The organism is Methylobacterium sp. WL69, assembly GCF_008039485.1.
Classification (GTDB): Bacteria; Pseudomonadota; Alphaproteobacteria; order Rhizobiales; family Beijerinckiaceae; genus Methylobacterium.
The window spans coordinates 1-15,464 of the sequence record NZ_VRUZ01000096.1 but is presented as its reverse complement, the minus strand read 5'-3'; the positions used below and the strand labels follow the sequence as shown (position 1 = coordinate 15,464).

General features: G+C 71.3%; 16 protein-coding genes. 14 read left to right on the top strand and 2 right to left on the bottom strand.

Features of this window, described 5'->3' with window-relative positions:
- The 5 genes from FV218_RS18940 to FV218_RS18920 all read left to right on the top strand — a co-directional run.
- The coding region (locus FV218_RS18940; protein ID WP_147711101.1) for a TonB-dependent receptor at nt 1-2,154 on the top strand (2,154 nt) is incomplete at its 5' end.
- Between the two features lie 3 nt (nt 2,155-2,157).
- Nucleotides 2,158-2,841, top strand: a complete 684-nt coding sequence (locus FV218_RS18935) for a Fe2+-dependent dioxygenase (protein WP_056096510.1) — start codon at nt 2,158-2,160, stop codon at nt 2,839-2,841.
- The gene (exbB, locus tag FV218_RS18930) at nt 2,838-3,806 is read left to right on the top strand and encodes a tonB-system energizer ExbB (protein ID WP_147711100.1); all 969 of its coding nucleotides are present in this window, start codon (nt 2,838-2,840) and stop codon (nt 3,804-3,806) included. Before FV218_RS18935 ends, exbB begins: the two co-directional genes overlap by 4 nt.
- Before the next feature lie 3 nt (nt 3,807-3,809).
- Complete coding sequence (gene exbD, locus FV218_RS18925) at nt 3,810-4,304, top strand: TonB system transport protein ExbD (protein ID WP_147711099.1); 495 nt, start codon at nt 3,810-3,812, stop codon at nt 4,302-4,304.
- Nucleotides 4,301-5,101, top strand: a complete 801-nt coding sequence (locus tag FV218_RS18920) for a TonB family protein (protein WP_147711098.1) — start codon at nt 4,301-4,303, stop codon at nt 5,099-5,101. Before exbD ends, FV218_RS18920 begins: the two co-directional genes overlap by 4 nt.
- A gap of 48 nt (nt 5,102-5,149) precedes the next feature.
- Here the strand turns inward: FV218_RS18920 and FV218_RS18915 are convergent, their stop codons facing one another.
- Nucleotides 5,150-6,049: a LysR substrate-binding domain-containing protein gene (locus FV218_RS18915; RefSeq protein ID WP_147711097.1), complete on the bottom strand. Its 900-nt coding sequence runs from the start codon at nt 6,047-6,049 to the stop codon at nt 5,150-5,152.
- A gap of 127 nt (nt 6,050-6,176) precedes the next feature.
- Between FV218_RS18915 and FV218_RS18910 the strand changes: the two genes are divergently transcribed.
- The 6 genes from FV218_RS18910 (at nt 6,177) to FV218_RS18890 (ending at nt 13,501) form a co-directional block, all read left to right on the top strand.
- The gene (locus FV218_RS18910; protein ID WP_147711096.1) at nt 6,177-7,415 is read left to right on the top strand and encodes an MFS transporter; all 1,239 of its coding nucleotides are present in this window, start codon (nt 6,177-6,179) and stop codon (nt 7,413-7,415) included.
- Nucleotides 7,416-7,498: 83 nt separating this feature from the next.
- Nucleotides 7,499-8,233, top strand: a complete 735-nt coding sequence (locus FV218_RS18905; RefSeq protein ID WP_147711095.1) for a glucose 1-dehydrogenase — start codon at nt 7,499-7,501, stop codon at nt 8,231-8,233.
- A gap of 366 nt (nt 8,234-8,599) precedes the next feature.
- Nucleotides 8,600-9,898 (top strand): oxalate/formate MFS antiporter, encoded by a 1,299-nt coding sequence (gene oxlT, locus FV218_RS18900; RefSeq protein WP_056096497.1) that lies wholly within the window; start codon nt 8,600-8,602, stop codon nt 9,896-9,898.
- A 110-nt stretch (nt 9,899-10,008) separates the two neighbouring features.
- A complete protein-coding gene (locus FV218_RS18895; RefSeq protein WP_147711094.1) occupies nt 10,009-10,206 on the top strand; it encodes a hypothetical protein in 198 nt (65 codons plus the stop codon).
- Nucleotides 10,207-10,387: 181 nt separating this feature from the next.
- On the top strand, nt 10,388-10,552 hold the full coding sequence (locus FV218_RS22890) for a hypothetical protein (protein ID WP_157085655.1): 165 nt from the start codon (nt 10,388-10,390) through the stop codon (nt 10,550-10,552).
- A gap of 390 nt (nt 10,553-10,942) precedes the next feature.
- Nucleotides 10,943-13,501 (top strand): HWE histidine kinase domain-containing protein, encoded by a 2,559-nt coding sequence (locus FV218_RS18890; RefSeq protein WP_147711093.1) that lies wholly within the window; start codon nt 10,943-10,945, stop codon nt 13,499-13,501.
- Here FV218_RS18890 and FV218_RS18885 read toward each other — a convergent pair.
- Complete coding sequence (locus tag FV218_RS18885) at nt 13,498-14,097, bottom strand: biliverdin-producing heme oxygenase (protein WP_147711092.1); 600 nt, start codon at nt 14,095-14,097, stop codon at nt 13,498-13,500. The genes FV218_RS18890 and FV218_RS18885 overlap by 4 nt on opposite strands.
- A gap of 77 nt (nt 14,098-14,174) precedes the next feature.
- Here FV218_RS18885 and FV218_RS18880 point away from each other — a divergent pair, with 77 nt between their 5' ends.
- The 3 genes from FV218_RS18880 to FV218_RS18870 form a co-directional block, all read left to right on the top strand.
- Nucleotides 14,175-14,618: a DMT family transporter gene (locus FV218_RS18880; protein WP_056096489.1), complete on the top strand. Its 444-nt coding sequence runs from the start codon at nt 14,175-14,177 to the stop codon at nt 14,616-14,618.
- A 100-nt stretch (nt 14,619-14,718) separates the two neighbouring features.
- The gene (locus tag FV218_RS18875) at nt 14,719-15,180 is read left to right on the top strand and encodes a tellurite resistance TerB family protein (protein ID WP_056096487.1); all 462 of its coding nucleotides are present in this window, start codon (nt 14,719-14,721) and stop codon (nt 15,178-15,180) included.
- Between the two features lie 160 nt (nt 15,181-15,340).
- A partial coding sequence (locus FV218_RS18870; protein ID WP_246685181.1) for a GTP-binding protein occupies nt 15,341-15,464 on the top strand: 124 nt, incomplete at its 3' end.

Genomic DNA, 15,464 nt, shown 5'->3' with positions numbered 1-15,464 from the left:
CCCGTCGCCGCCCCCGCCGCCGCCAGCGCCGCGGGCACCGGCCTGCCGACCTTCGCCCGGGCGGCGGACGGGAATCCGTACGGAGATCCGGCCGCCCCCTACAAGGCCGATCGCCTGGCCTCGAACCGGTTCACCGAGCCGCTGCTCAACACGCCGAAGACCGTGACGGTGCTGACGAAGGAGATCCTGGCCGACAAGAACGCCACGAGTTTTCGCGAGATCGCCCGCAGCACCGCCGGCGTCACCCTCGGCACGGGCGAGGGCGGCAACGCCTTCGGCGACCGGTTCTTCATCCGCGGCTTCGATGCGCGCAACGACGTCTTCGTCGACGGCATCCGCGATCCGTCGGTGAGCATCCGAGAGAACTTCTTCACCGAGCAGGTCGAGATCCTGCGCGGGCCGGCCTCGTCCTTCGCCGGTCGCGGCACCGCGGGCGGCGCGGTCAACATCGTCACCAAGCAGGCCGGGTTCCAGGACTTCTACAAGACCGACGGCCAAATCGGCAGCGACAACACCAAGCGCGTCACCGTCGACGTCAACCAGGTGATCAGCCCGGCCTTCGCCATCCGCGTCAACGGCCTGTTCCAGGAAGCCAACGTCGCCGGCCGCAACTACGTGTTCGACGATCGCGCCGGTGCGGCCGTGGCCATGACGCTGAAGCCCACCGATACCCTCAAGTTCACGGCGAACTACTTCCACACCGACCTGAACGGGCTGCCCGATTTCGGCGTGCCGTTCAACGTGCTGAACCGGCGCCCGTTCACCGAGACCATCGTCCCGCGCAACACGTATTACGGGTTCGTCAACCGCGACTTCCAGCGCACCCAGCAGGACACCGGCACGCTGACGGCCGAATGGAGCCCGACGGAGGACATCACCCTCAGCAACCGCTTCCGGGCCGCGCATTCGGTGCTCGATTACGTCGGCACCCTGCCCGAGGGGCCGGTGATCCCGAACTCCGGCAACCTGTTCGGCACCACCGTCAACCTCAATCCGCAGAGCCGCTACCAGACCGCCGACGTCGTCGCCAACGTCTCGGACGCGACACTCCGCTTCGACACCGGCCCGATCCGGCACACGGCCGTGGCGGGCGCCGAGTTCAGCCGCGAGGTGGTCAGCTTCGATGCCTATACGGGCCTGCAATCGGAGCTGTTCGGCGGCTCGGCGGCGACCACCGGCCGGCTCTCGGGCGTCAACGTCCTGTTTCCCCCCAACCTCCTGCCGTTCTCCAGCCGGCCGACCCGCCTCGGAAACCCGACCACGATCCCCGTCGATACCAAGGCCGGCTACCTCATCGAGACGGCGAACTACGAGGATCTCGTGATCCTCAACGGCGGCGTGCGGTTCGACGATTACAGCATCACCTCGTCGAACCGGGGCGGTTCGGTCCAGGCCCATTCCGGGCTCCTGAACTACAATGGCGGCCTGACGGTGAAGCCGCTGCCGTTCTGGAGCCTCTACGGCGCCTACGCCACCTCGTCGAACCCCGTCGGGGCGGAACTCGACGCCTCGGGTGCGGCCTATGGCGGCCTGAGCCCGACGGCGACCACGAACCAGATCTTCGGACCCGAGCTCAACACCTCGACGGAAGTCGGCACCAAGGCCGAACTGTTCGACCGCCACCTCCTGGCGACGGCGGCCCTGTTCCGCACCACCAAGGACAACGCCCGCGAGGTCGTGGGGGCCAACATCGTGGCGGGCGCCGCCTATCAGGTCGAGGGCATCGACCTCGGGATCGCCGGCAAGATCACCGACGACTGGAGTGTCTTTGCCGGCTACGTCCTCATGGACACCAAGGTGACGAAGTCCGCCGTCCCGTCCCAGGTCGGGGCCCGCATCGCCAACATCGCCAACCGCTCGTTCAGCCTGCTGACGAAGTACAAGCTGACCCCGTACCTCGAGATCGGCGGTCAGGCGATCAACAACTCCCGGATCTACGGCGGCACGCTGGCGGCCAATGCCAACGTCCTGCCGTCCTACTGGCGCTTCGACGCCTTCCTGGAGGCGAAGGTCAGCGAGACCCTGACGATGAAGCTCTACGTCGCCAACGTGTTCGACCGGCTGTACTACGACGCGTTCTACCGCAGCGCCGCACCGTTCGTGTTCGTGGCCCCCGGGCGCACGGTCTCGCTCATCGCCTCGACGAAGTTCTGAGCGATGCTGATCTGTCTCCCGGACGTTCTCGACAAGGCGGAGGTCGCGGAGATCCGCGGCCTCATGGACGCCGCGGCATGGGAGGACGGCCGCTCGACGGCCGGCGCCCAGTCCGCCCTGGTCAAGCGCAACGAGCAGCTGCCGCCCAACGGCGAACTCGCCCGCCGCCTCGGGGCGCGCATCGTCTCGACGCTGCTCGGCAATCCGCTGTTCGTCTCGGCCGCGATCCCGCTGCAGATCTTCCCGCCGCTGTTCAACCGGTACGGCGCCGGCCACCATTTCGGCATTCACGTGGACAACGCCGTGCGGGGCGACCCGGCGACGGGCCTGCGCATCCGCACCGACCTCTCGGTGACGCTGTTCCTCGCCGAACCGGAGGAATACGACGGCGGCGAGCTCATCGTGGAGGGCCAGTACGGCTCGCAGGAGGTGAAGCTGCCGGCCGGGCACCTCGTGCTCTATCCGGCCTCCAGCCTCCACATGGTCACCCCCGTCACGCGGGGCACGCGGGTGGCCTCGTTCTTCTGGCTGCAGAGCATGATCCGCAGCGGCGAGGCCCGCAGCCTGATCTACGACCTCGACACCGCGATCCAGGCCCTGGTGCCGGACCTCGGCCGGGACCACGCCGAGATCGTCAAGCTGACGGGCATCTACCACAACCTGATCCGGACCTGGGCCGAGGTATGATCGTGAAGCAGTCCCTGTCCGTCACGTCCCTCATGCGAGGCCGCCCCGGCCGGGCGCTGGGCCTCGCCCTGCTGGTCGCCGTGGTGCCTCAGCTTGCGGATGCCCAACAGCCGGGCCCGGCCGTGGCGTCCGTGGTCCAGACCGCACCGAGCCCGGCCCCGGCGGCACGGCCGGTGGCCCTGGCCGAGGCCGCGCCGGCGATCCAGACCACCGCGCCGGCGATCCAGACCACCGCGCCGGTGACGCACGACCTCTCGCCGTGGTCGATGTTCCTCAACGCCGACATCCTGGTGAAGGCGATCATGGTCGGCCTGGCCGCCGCCTCCGTGCTCACCTGGACGATCCTCCTCGCCAAGACCGTCGAACTCGGCCTCGCCCGGGCCGGCCTGTCCCGGGCGCTGGCCCGCATCGCCGGCGCCGGGACCCTGGCGGAGGCGATGCGGGACTTGAGCGGGCGCCGCTCCGTGGTCGAACGGTTCATCGCAGCCTGCCTCGACGAGGTTCGCCTGTCGCAGGGAAACCGGGACGCCCGCCAGGACGGCATCAAGGAGCGTGCGGCCTCGCGCATCTCCGAGATCGTCAAGGCGGAAGGGCGCTCGGCCCGGCGCGGCATGGGGGCGCTCGCCACCATCGGCTCGATCTCGCCCTTCGTCGGGCTGTTCGGCACCGTCTGGGGGATCATGAACAGCTTCATCGGCATCTCGAAGGCGCAGACCACCAACCTCGCCGTGGTGGCGCCCGGCATCGCCGAGGCCCTCCTGGCGACCGCCATCGGCCTCGTGGCAGCGATTCCCGCGGTCATCATCTACAACCACTTCGCGCGGGCGACGCGCGGCTACGGCGACCTCGTCCAGCGCGGCGCGGGGGCCGCCCTGCGGATGCTGTCGCGCGACCTCGAGCGCCCGGCCGGCGAGCGGTCGGGTGATCCGGCGCGCCACGGCGCCCCGCTCCGCGCGGCGGGTTGAACCATGGGCATCGCGCTCGGCAACGACGAGGACGAGGACGAGTTCGGCGAGGCGCACGAGATCAACGTGACGCCGTTCATCGACGTGATCCTCGTGCTCCTGATCATCTTCATGGTGGCCGCCCCCCTCTCCACCGTGGATCTGCCCATCGACCTGCCGTCGTCCACGGCGACACCGCAGAAGAAGCCGGACAAGCCGACCTATGTGACGATCAAGGCCGACCTCGCCGTGGCCATCGGCGAGGAGCCGGTGAAGCGGGTCGATCTCGTGCGCACCCTCGACGCGCAGGCCGATCCCGCCCAGGCCGGTCCCTCCCAAGCCGGTCCCTCCAAGGAGCGGCGCATCTTCCTGCGCGCCGACCGGGCCGTTCCCTACGGCGAGATGATGGACGTGCTGGAAGTGCTGCGCGCGGGCGGCTACCTCAAGGTCGCCCTGGTAGCCCTGGAGGGCGTACCGGCCTCCGAGGGGCCACGGCCGGCGGCCGGGGCGAAGCCTTGAGCGGTTCGGACCTCGCCCCGCACGATAGGCCGGCCAACCGCTTGGTCTGGCTCGGCGCGGTGGCCGTCGTGCTCGCCCTGCACGCGGGCGGCGTCGCCTTCGCGGTCGGCCAGTTCCGGGAGGACGAGTCCGCCGATCTCGGCGCGAATGCCCTCGAGATCGGCCTGGAGATGACCGCCCCGCGCCGCGAGGCCACCGATCTTCCCCCCGGGCCGGAGGCCGAGGATGCGGCGGCATCCCCCGCCGTGGTCCAGCAGAAGGCCGTGGACGATCCGACGGAATTGCCGAAGGCGGTACCGACGGAGACCGAGGACCCGGACCGCGTCGTCGCCCCCGATTCCGTGCGCAAGCCCGAGCAGGAGGAGGTCAAGGTGAAGGCGGTGGAAGCCACCGCATCCCTCGAATCCGTGGCGTCGGAGGCCGCCGCCGCGCCGAGCTCCGAGGTGATGAAGGAGGCGGAGCGCTCGGTCGCCCCGGTGCTCGGCACCGGCGAGAGCGCGCGCCGCATCCGCACCACCTGGCAGAAGCAGCTCCTGGCCCATCTCGACCGGCACAAGCGCTACCCGCCGGGCGCCACGCATCCCACCGGCGAGACGACCCTGACCTTCGTCCTCGACCGAACCGGACGGGTCGTCAGCGCCGTCGTGCTCAGGGGGTCCGGCGACCCGGCCCTCGACCAGGCCGCGCTCACCATGATGCGTCGGTCGGACCCCGTCCCGGTTCCGCCGCCCCTCGTGGCGGACGAGGGCCTGACCTTCACGGTGCCGGTGGTGTTCCGAACCAAGCCGCGCCGATGAAGGCGGGATGCCGAGCGCGAAAGCCGCGTTGCGCCTGCGCGTTCGGTCTCACGGCGCACCTTCGGCCATGAGCCAGTCGACGAATGCCGTAAGGGTCGACGTCTTGTCCGCGTCGTTCGGGACGAGGGCCACGTAGCCGGGGCGCGGGACGACGATCTCCGGGAACGGGGCGACGAGCCGTCCGGTCGCCAGGTCGCCGGACAGGACGGGCAGGGGCCCGAGGCCGTAGCCGAGCCCATCCGCCGTCGCCTGCAGCGCGACGAAGTAATGGTCGAACGTCCGGCGGCTGCCCGTGTCCGGGGGGAGACCGGCGGCGGCGAGCCAGTCGGTCCAGTCGCCCGGGCGCGTCTCGCTCGTCAGCAGGGTGGCGCCTTCGAGGTCGTGCGGGGTGCACAGGGGGCGGGCCGCGAGCAGGGATGGGCTCGCCACCAGGGTGTTGGCCTCCCGCAGGAAGGGGACCGCGCGGTAGGCGCCCCAGGGATGGTGCGCCCCCGTTCCGAGGCGCGGCTCGCGCCGGACGGCGAGGTCGAAGCCGCCGCGCAGGGCATTGTGCAGGGTCGTGGTCGTCGTGACGACCACCTCGGCCTCCGGCCGCGCCGCGTGGAAGCCGCCCAGGCGCGGGATCAGCCAGCGCATGGCGAAGGTCGTGGGCGTGCTCACCCGCAGGGTCCGCGGCGTGAGGGGCCGGCCGCAGATCTCGGCCGCCGCGTCGAGCCTGTCGAAGGTGAGGCTCACCGCTTCCGCGAAGGCCCGGGCCGCGGGCGTCGGGACGACGCTGCGCCCGACCCGCACGAACAGGCGCTGGCCGAACCATGCCTCCAGCACGGCGACCTGACGGCTGACGGCCCCGTGGGTCAGCCCGAGTTCGGCCGCCGCGGCGGCGTGGCTGCCGGCCCGGGCGGCGACCTCGAAGATCCGCAGCGCATGGAGGGGTGGAAGACGGCGCATCGGACCTCCGGGCTCGCATCCGTGAGTCTAGCGCACGGGTAGCGTGAGTCGAACGGTCCTCATCGCCGGAGGCTCACGGGTGTAGCCGTCACGGCGTTGGCGGCCGGCGGCCGTGGAGGGGTGATCGATGCGAACGACCATCGCGGAACCGGACGGGCCGGCCACGGGCGCGACGGATGGGGCGGGCGACATCCGCGCGCCTCGGCGGACGCGCACCCTCGCGACGATCGGCGTCAACCACGCCCTGCACGACGGCTACACCGACCTGATCTACGTGCTGCTGCCGGTCTGGCAGGAGGAGTTCGGCCTCGGCTACGTCGCCCTCGCCCTGGTGCGCTCGCTCTATGTCGGGGCGCTGGCCGGCCTGCAGATGCCCGCCACGGCCCTGGCCCGGACGCTCGGGGCGCGCTTGGTTCTGGTTCTCGGCACGCTGCTCAGTGCCGGCGGCTATGCCCTGGCCGGCGCCTCGGGCGGTCTCGCCGGCCTCTGCGTCGCCCTGGCGCTCTCCGGCGCGGGCAGCAGCACCCAGCATCCCCTCGCCTCGGCGGTGATCGCCCGGACCTATGGGACGGGGGCGAGGGGGCCGCTCGGCACCTACAACTTCGCCGGCGATCTCGGAAAGGCGGCGCTGCCCGCGCTCGCCGGGCTTCTCCTCACCCACGCCGACTGGCGCCTCGTGCTCTGGCTCGCCGCCGGCCTCGGGGTCGCCGTCGCCTTCGGGGTCGCCACCCTGCTGCCCCGCGAGCCCGTCCCGCGCGAGGAAGCGCCGACGCGCCCGCAAGCGGCCGTGCCCGGCGGCGGCTCGACGGACCGGACCGGCTTCGGGCTCCTCGTGGCCGTCGGCATGCTGGACAACGCCGCGCGCCCGGCCTTTCTCGTCTACCTGCCGTTCCTGCTGCGGGAGAAGGGGGCGGCCCTCGCGACGGTGGGCGTCGCGTTCGGCCTCGCGGCCGTCGGCGGTGCGCTGGGCAAGGCGATCTTCGGCCGTCTCGGGGACCGCTTCGGGGTGACGCGCTGCGTGATCCTCTCCGAGGCGGGGACGGCGGCCGCGATCCTGCTGGTCATCGCGCTCCCGCTCGCCCCGACCCTCGCGGTGCTGCCCCTCCTCGGCCTGATGCTGAACGGAACCTCCTCCGTGCTCTACGGCACCGTGCCGGAACTCGCGCCGCACGGTCGCGTCGAGCGCGCCTTCGCGGTCTTCTACACCTGGACGCTCGGAGGCAGCGCGGTCGCGACGCCCCTGTTCTACGGCCCGCTCGGCGATGCCGTCGGACCGCGCTGGGCCGCCGTCGCGGCCGCGGCCACGGCCTTCGCCGTCGTCCCGATCATGCTCGTCCTGTCGCCGCACCTCGCGAGGAAACCATGACCTCCGTCCGAAACCCCGATGCCCCGGATGGCGGCTGGCCGGATGGCCCTGCCGCGCCCGACGCCGGACGCAGTGCGCCCGTGATGCTGATCACCGGCGGCAGTCGTGGCATCGGCGCGGCGACCGCGCGTCTGGCGGCGCGGCGCGGCTACGACGTCGCCGTCAGCTACCTGTCGAACGAGGCGGCGGCCCGGGAACTGGTCACCGCGATCGAGGCGGACGGCCGAGGCGCGATTGCCGTACGGGCCGACAGCGCCGATCCCAACGAGGTCTCACGGATGTTCGAACGCGTCGACCGTCGGTTTGGCCGGCTCGATGTCCTCGTCAACAACGCGGCCATGATCGCACGACAATCCCGTCTCGAAGACCTGGACTACGAACGCGTGCGCCGCATCTTCGCGGTGAATGCGATCGGCCCGATCCTCTGCGCGCAGCAGGCCGTGAGGCGCATGTCGCATCGCCATGGCGGGCGTGGGGGCGCGGTGGTCAACGTCTCCTCGGCCTCCGCCCGCCTCGGCAGTCCGAACGAGTACGTCGATTACGCGTCCTCAAAGGGCGCGGTCGAGACCATGACGACCGGCCTCGCCAAGGAGGTCGCGCGCGAGGGCATCCGGGTGAACTGCGTGCGGCCCGGCCACATCCACACCGAGATGCACGCCAGCGGCGGCGAACCCGGGCGCGTCGATCGCGTGAAGGACAGCATCCCGATGGGACGCGGTGGCGCGCCCGAGGAGGTCGCGCACGCGATCCTCTGGCTCGCCGGCCCGGAAGCCTCGTTCGTCACCGGTACCTTCCTCGACGTCACGGGCGGCAAGTGAGTGCGACGGCTTCCCCTCGCGTGATGCGTCCGGGCCGGCATCGTCCGCGGCTTCCGTCGTCGCCATGGGCCCCATCCGATCCGGTGCCGCCTCGCGCGAAACGATCGCTGCGGTCAGGCGAGGCGCGGCCCCATCCGGCTCGATAGTGCACACCATTTTCAAGCAGATTGCGGTTCGGGCGTGCATTCGGTCGGGAAAGCCGCGAAAACAGCGTTATTCTGCTTGTCAGGTCCGCTGGTATGCCAAATACTGCATTCCAACAGGCGCGCTGCCGGATCTGCAAGTTGATTCGCCGTGACCGAGAAGGCGGGAAACGCCCGGCCGACAAACCGTCAGGTGTCCGAACCAGGACAAGGGAGATCGCTCATGGCCACCCCCGCCGTCGCCCCCGTTGCGGCAAGACCCTCCACCAATCGCTGGCTGCAACTCGTGCTCGGCGTCGCCTGCATGGTCGCGGCGGCGAACATCCAGTACGCCTGGACCCTGTTCGTCCCGGAGATCCAGAAGACCTTCGGCTGGGACCGGGCGGCGATCCAGGTCGCCTTCACGATCTTCGTCGTGGTGCAGACCTGGCTCACCCCCATCGAGGGGTACTTCATCGACAAGTACGGCCCGAGCCGGGTGGTGATGTTCGGCGGTCTGATGACCGGCCTCGCCTGGGTGATCAACTCCTACGCCACCTCGCTCTCGGGCTTCTATCTCGGCTCCGTGGCGGGCGGGATCGGCGTCGGCTGCGTCTACGCCACCTGCATCAACAACGCCCTGAAGTGGTTTCCCGACAAGCGCGGCCTCGCCGTCGGCCTGACGGCGGGCGGCTACGGCGCGGGCTCGGCCCTGACGATCATTCCCATCGCCAACATGATCTCCCAGGGCAGCTACGCCCAGGCCTTCTTCGTGTTCGGCCTGATCCAGGGCGCCATCATCATGCTGGCGGCCATCGGCCTGCGCGCCCCGGTCAAGGACGAGGTCACCTTCTCGACCAAGGTGCTCCAGAGCCGGCGCGACTACACCCTGCGCGAGGCCCTGCGCACGCCGGTCTTCTACGTGATGCTCCTGATGTTCACCTGCACGGTGACCGGCGGCCTGATGGCCGTGGCCCAGCTCGGCGTCATCGCGCAGGACCTCGGGGTGAAGGAATTCCAGGTCAACCTGTACTTCTTCGCCATGGCGGCCCTGCCGTTCGCCCTGATGCTCGACCGCATCATGAACGGCATCTCGCGTCCCCTGTTCGGTTACATCTCCGACCGGATCGGCCGCGAGAAGACGATGTTCATCGCCTTCTCCATGGAGGGCATCGGCATCGTCGCCCTGGGCTACTTCGGCACCAACCCGTGGGCCTTCGTGATCCTCTCGGGCATCGTGTTCCTGGCCTGGGGCGAGGTCTACTCGCTGTTCAGCGCCACCGCGGCCGACACCTTCGGCTCCAAGCATATCGGCAAGATCTACGGCGTGCTCTACTGCGCCAAGGGCTTCGCCGCCCTGTTCGTGCCCCTGGGCAACCTGCTGATGCAGGCGACGGGAACCTGGGCCACGGTGCTGTACACGGTGGCGATCATGGACCTCGTCGCGGCCTTCCTGGCCCTGGCCGTCCTGCGGCCGATGCTCAAGCGCCACCACAGCGCCAACGGCTCGGCCGTCCCGGCGGGCGCCCTCGCCCACGCCTGATCGCCGACTCGCCCCGCCCCACCGCGGGGCGAGTCACCCACACGCGTCCGGCGCGGGCCTCGACCGTGAAGCGGCGACCGGCCACGCCTCTGGTTCCGGGAGATGGCGCGATGCACGCCTCCGTGTTGCTGGCCCTCGTGAGCATCCCGTTCGCGATGATCTTCCTGAGCACCCCCGGACACGGCACCGACCTCTTCACGATCCTCTACATCACCGCCCTGGGCCTGACCTTCTCGGCGATCCTCCTGGCCGGCGGGCATCAGGTGTTTCCGTTCCTCGCGGTCTTCGTCGACCCGGCGCACCGGTAGGCGCCGCCCGGCGCAGGACGGTCGCGACGCACCTCACCGGGGCATCCGGATCGCGGCGACGGACAATCCCGGCACCGGAGCCGCGCATCGGCGGCATGACCGCCTTGCGGTATTTGATATACCAGAGGCCGTTGTGCACTGCGATATTGATCTCATCGCAACCGCCAGACGGATTTCCGCCATGCTCGCCCTGTTCCTCCTCGGTCTTGCCGCCGTCGCCGTCGGTCCGGCCCTGGCCCTCCTCACCGATCGCCCCGCGTCGAACGCCCCCGCATCCGGCACCGCCGCCGGCATGTTCGTGGCCATCAACGACAACGCGCAGGCGTCCTACCGCCGCGCGGCCTGATCCGACCGCCCGGACGCCCGCACCCGGAACATCACGGCCCGCCCGGCTCGACCGCGGCGGCTTTCCCGGTCCGGGGGAGGCCCGCGGACCCGGCGAGCCCGAACCGGCCGAGGCCGAAGGCGCCCGGGACCGTGCCTGCCGGCGCGGCGGACCGACCTCCGCGCACCGGCTGCGATCCGGGCCGCGAGCCGGGGCGTCCCCGCACTCTTCCACCCGCCGGCCCCCTTGCACGCGACACGACCGACCGGCATGGGACGGGCTCCCGAGGGGGCGGTCCGCCGCCTCCGCTCCACCGCCCCTGCCGTCCCGCGCAGCCTTCCTTCGGTCTCCGGCGTTGAACCGGGGACGGCGGAGTCCGCCGACGGTACGGTTCGGTCATTCATGGTCGCGATGAAATCCCTCGAGCGAACGGCGGTCCCCTCCGTCGATCTGTCGTCCTGCGACCGTGAACCCATCCATGTCCTGGGGGCGGTGCAGCCGTTCGGGTTCCTCGTCGCCGTCTCCGTCGACTGGCTCATCGTCCGCGTCTCGCAGAATGCGGCGCAGTGGCTCGGCCGGCCCGCCGAGGATCTGCTCGGCCTGCCCCTGACCGACATCTTCGACGGCGAGGCGATCCACCTCATCCGGGGCCAGCTGCAATCCCTGCGCGGTCCCAACGCCATCGACCGCATCTTCGGGATCGCCCTGCAGACGGACGGCCCGGCCTTCGACGTCGCCCTCCACCAGTCGGGCTCGGCCATCGTCATGGAGGCCGAGCCGAGCACGTCCGAGCACCTCAACGCCGGCAACCTCGTGCGCGGCATGGTCGGGCGCCTGCAGCAGAGCCAGGGCTTCGAGGCGTTCTGCCGCGAGGCCGTGCGGCAGATGCGGGCGCTCACGGGCTTCGACCGGACCATGGTCTACCGCTTCGACCCCGACGGGTCCGGCGTGGTGGTGGCCGAATCCGTGCGCTCGGGCCTCGATCCGTATCTCGGCCTGCACTATCCGGCCTCCGACATCCCCCAGCAGGCCCGCGCCCTCTACGAGCGCAACTGGCTGCGCATCATCGCCGACGTCGATGCCCCCGCCATCCCGGTGCTGCCGGTGCGCGACCCGGAGGGCGGGCTCCTCGACCTGTCCATGAGCACCCTGCGCACGGTCTCGCCGATCCACCTCGAATACCTGCGCAACATGGGGGTCGCGGCCTCCCTCTCCGTCTCGATCCTGCGCGGCGGCAAGCTGTGGGGCCTGTTCGCCTGCCACCATTCGTCGCCGCGCCACATCTCCCTGGAGCGGCGGACCGGGGCGGAGCTGTTCGGCCAGATGTTCTCCCTGATCCTGGAGAGCCGCGAGCGCGAGGCGGAGGTGGCCTACGAGGCCCAGTCGCGCGCCCTGCACGACCGCCTCATGGGCGCCCTGGCCTCGGGGGGCACGAGCCTCGAGAACATCACCGCCTTCCTCGACGACATCGCCGGCATCATCCCCTGCGACGGCATCGGCGTGTGGGTGAACGGCGAGATCACCCTGCGGGACGCGACCCCGACACGGGAGGAGTTCACCGGCCTCGTGCGCTTCCTCAACCGCACGGCCACGAGCCGCGCCTTCGCGACGAACGAGATCGGCAGGGTCCACGCCCCCGGCCGGGACTTCACCGAGCGGGCGGCGGGGCTGCTCGCCGTGCCGATCTCGCGGGCCCCGCGCGACTACCTCGTGTTCTTCCGCACCGAGATCGCCCGCACGGTCACCTGGGCCGGCAATCCCGAGAAGCCGGCCAATCCCGGCCCCAACGGCGTGCGCCTCACCCCGCGAAAGAGCTTCGAGGCGTGGCGCGAGGTGGTGCACGGCCAGTCGGCCCCGTGGAGCGGCGCGGAGCTGCGCATCGCCGAGGCCCTGCGCATCACCCTGCTGGAGGTGATCCTGCGGCTGACGGATTCCGCCGAGAAGGAGCGCAAGACCGCGCAGGAGCGCCAGGAACTGCTCATCGCCGAGCTGAACCACCGCGTGCGCAACATCCTCAACCTCATCCGCGGCATCGTCGCCCAGAGCCGGTCGGGGACGGGGAGCATCGAGGATTTCGCGCGGGTCCTCGGCGACCGGGTCCAGGCCCTGGCCCGCGCCCACGACCAGATCACCACGACGAACTGGGGGCCGGGCTCCCTGCGCGACCTCATCGGCCTGGAGGCGGCGGCCTATCTCGGCGCCCGCGCCGACCGGGTCCGCCTCGACGGCACCGACGTGCTCCTCGAGCCGCAGGCGTTCTCGACCCTGGCCCTCGTGGTCCACGAGCTCATGACCAATTCGGCCAAGTACGGCGCCCTGTCGGATAGCGGCGGCGCGGTGGCCGTCGCCTGGAGCCGCGATGCCGGTGGCCGCCTCGTGCTGGAGTGGTGCGAGACCGGCGGGCCGCCCGTGCGGGCGCCGACGCGGCGGGGCTTCGGCACCACCCTCATCGAGCGCTCGATCCCCTACGAGCTGCAGGGCGAGGCCGAGATCCGCTACGCCCTGACCGGCGTCACCGGGCGCTTCGTCATCCCGGCGGCCTTCGTCCAGGCCGCGCCGACCCGCGCCGCCGCCACCGCCCGGCGCGCCGGGGCCGCCGCGCCCGAGGCCCCGCGCCTGTCCGGCCCGGCCCTCGTGGTCGAGGACAACATGATCATCGCCCTGGAGGCCGAGGAGATCCTCACCCTCCTGGGGGCGAAGTCCGTCGACATGGCGGGCTCGGTCCACGAGGCCCTGCGCCTCATCGACCTCTGCCCGCCCGCCTTCGCCCTCCTGGACGTCAACCTCGGGTCCGAGACGAGCCTCGCCGTGGCCCGGCGCCTCGCGGCCCTGGAGATCCCGTTCGTGTTCGCCAGCGGCTACGGCGACAGCTTTCGGATTCCCCCCGAACTCGGCGCCGTGCCGATGATCAAGAAGCCCTACACCGCCGACATCCTGCGGCGGGTGCTGGCGGGGAACGGGGGGCCCTAGGGCCGTGCCCCCTGGGCCGTCTCGAACAGGGCGAACGCCCGGAGCGCTCCGGTGACGGCGCCATCCGCGTGCCCGGCGGGCCGCTCCGCGAGCCAGGCGGCGAAGCTCGACCACAGGCGCTGGCCCTCGCCGTGCCGGAGGAAGCGGGTGTTGTCCCGGACCGCCGCGTCGGCACTCGCCAGGGCTTGGCGCAGGAGCAGCTGTCCGCCCAGGCGGGAGCCCTCGAGGACGTAGAGCAGTCCCGCCGCCTCCGGCCGGGTCGGCGGGCGCGGCATCGCCGGCGCCGGCGCCGGCGGCCCGGGATGGCCCAGGGCCGCGAGGTCGGCCAGGAGCGCCGCGCCGCGCCGGCGGGCCGGCCAGTCGGGGGGCAGCGCCCCCGGCTCAGCCAGGGCGAGATCCGCTTCCAGGGGCACCAGGGCCGCCGCCATGGCGACGAGGAATGCGCCGTAGGCGTCGCGGTCCTTGAGGTCGTGACCGGCCCAGCCCGAATCGAGGCGGTGGTGGGCGTCCGCCGTCGCCCGCCGCAGGAGGCCGCGCAGATCCTGATCGACCGCCTGAGCGCCCACCGCGTCGTCGCGTCCCGTTTCGTCGATCATGTCCGGCCGTCGCTGCCCTATGTTCTCGGGGGTTGCTCCCGTCCGGAGGTGACCGTCCGAACCGAGTCGTGATCCCGATGTGGTATCTCTATGGTCTCGCGCTTGTGGCCGGCATCGCCAACGCCGTCCAGGGCGGCACCAACGCCACCCTCGCCAAGAGCCTCGGCCAGCCCTTCGCCGCCGGGCTCGCGGTGGCGCTGGGCACCGGCACCACCCTGCTGCTGGTCGGCCTCGTCTCCGGCCGCCTCAGCCTGCCGAGCCTCGCCGAGGCCGCCCAGGTGCCGGCCTGGGCCTGGTTCGGCGGCTGCCTCGGCGCCCTCGTCGTCCTGTCGCAGTTCTTCGCCGCGCAACAGATCGGCGCCGCGCCGTTCCTGGCGATCCTCGTCACCGCCGGGGTCGCGACCTCCATCGTCCTCGATCATTTCGGCTGGATCGGGTTCACCGTCCATGCGGCGAGCCCGTGGCGGATCGCCGGGGGGCTTCTCATGGTCGCGGGCGTCACCCTGGTGGCGCTGTTCTGAAAACCGGTCCGCCGCCCCTTGCCTTCCCGGCGCGGAACGGCGAGGTCCCCGGCATCGTTCTGCCGAACCGCTCGATGAAGCCGCCCGGTGACCCCCGCCCATGAACATCTTCCAGGACATCGTCGCCCGCTTCAGCCAGACCGTGACCGCCTATGCGGGCGACACGGCCCTGATGGAGGCCATGGTCTCGGCCGCCGCCAACGTCATCGTCGCCGACGGCGAGGTGGCGAGCGAGGAATTCGACACGGCGCTGGCCGGCATCCAGGCCAACCCGATCCTGGAGAAGGGCTACGACCGCCTGATGCTGGAGACCGAACTCTACGACGGCATCGCCCGGGCGCGGACCCGGGCCGGGCGGGCGGAGAACCTGCGCCGCGTCGCCGGCATCCGCGGGCGCGACGGGACCGCGCGGAACGCCGCCTTCCTCATCGCCGCCGATGTCGCCGACCACGACGGCATCTCGGCCCTCGAAGCCACGGCCCTGGACGAGATCGCCGAGGCCCTCGGCGTCGACAGGGCGGCCCTGCTCGAGGCCTCCCCGGTCAGGCGCCCCCTCGCCTGAGACGGCCCCGGAGGCCGGTGGTCGGCAAAGCCCCCGACCACAAAGCCCTTGATCAAAGGACGGCAAGCCTCTAAGCGGGCCGCGTCTTTCGCCCGGCTCGACGGTTTTCGAGCGACTGACCGGGCGCCCGCTCGTGTGAGCTTGCCGCAGGAAAGAGACGATGGCCAAAGAGAAATTCGCTCGTACGAAGCCGCACTGCAACATCGGCACGATCGGTCACGTGGACCACGGCAAGACGTCGCTGACGGCGGCGATCACGAAGGTCCTGGCCGAGACGGGCGGGG

What these genes read in the sequence shown, in the direction of transcription:
- FV218_RS18935 (WP_056096510.1), top strand. Translation starts at nt 2,158, where the DNA reads ATGCTGATCTGTCTCCCGGACGTTCTCGACAAGGCGGAGGTCGCGGAG.
- exbB (WP_147711100.1), top strand. Translation starts at nt 2,838, where the DNA reads ATGATCGTGAAGCAGTCCCTGTCCGTCACGTCCCTCATGCGAGGCCGC.
- exbD (WP_147711099.1), top strand. Translation starts at nt 3,810, where the DNA reads ATGGGCATCGCGCTCGGCAACGACGAGGACGAGGACGAGTTCGGCGAG.
- FV218_RS18915 (WP_147711097.1), bottom strand. Translation starts at nt 6,049, where the DNA reads ATGCGCCGTCTTCCACCCCTCCATGCGCTGCGGATCTTCGAGGTCGCC.
- FV218_RS18910 (WP_147711096.1), top strand. Translation starts at nt 6,177, where the DNA reads ATGCGAACGACCATCGCGGAACCGGACGGGCCGGCCACGGGCGCGACG.
- FV218_RS18905 (WP_147711095.1), top strand. Translation starts at nt 7,499, where the DNA reads ATGCTGATCACCGGCGGCAGTCGTGGCATCGGCGCGGCGACCGCGCGT.
- oxlT (WP_056096497.1), top strand. Translation starts at nt 8,600, where the DNA reads ATGGCCACCCCCGCCGTCGCCCCCGTTGCGGCAAGACCCTCCACCAAT.
- FV218_RS18895 (WP_147711094.1), top strand. Translation starts at nt 10,009, where the DNA reads ATGCACGCCTCCGTGTTGCTGGCCCTCGTGAGCATCCCGTTCGCGATG.
- FV218_RS22890 (WP_157085655.1), top strand. Translation starts at nt 10,388, where the DNA reads ATGCTCGCCCTGTTCCTCCTCGGTCTTGCCGCCGTCGCCGTCGGTCCG.
- FV218_RS18890 (WP_147711093.1), top strand. Translation starts at nt 10,943, where the DNA reads ATGAAATCCCTCGAGCGAACGGCGGTCCCCTCCGTCGATCTGTCGTCC.
- FV218_RS18885 (WP_147711092.1), bottom strand. Translation starts at nt 14,097, where the DNA reads ATGATCGACGAAACGGGACGCGACGACGCGGTGGGCGCTCAGGCGGTC.
- FV218_RS18880 (WP_056096489.1), top strand. Translation starts at nt 14,175, where the DNA reads ATGTGGTATCTCTATGGTCTCGCGCTTGTGGCCGGCATCGCCAACGCC.
- FV218_RS18875 (WP_056096487.1), top strand. Translation starts at nt 14,719, where the DNA reads ATGAACATCTTCCAGGACATCGTCGCCCGCTTCAGCCAGACCGTGACC.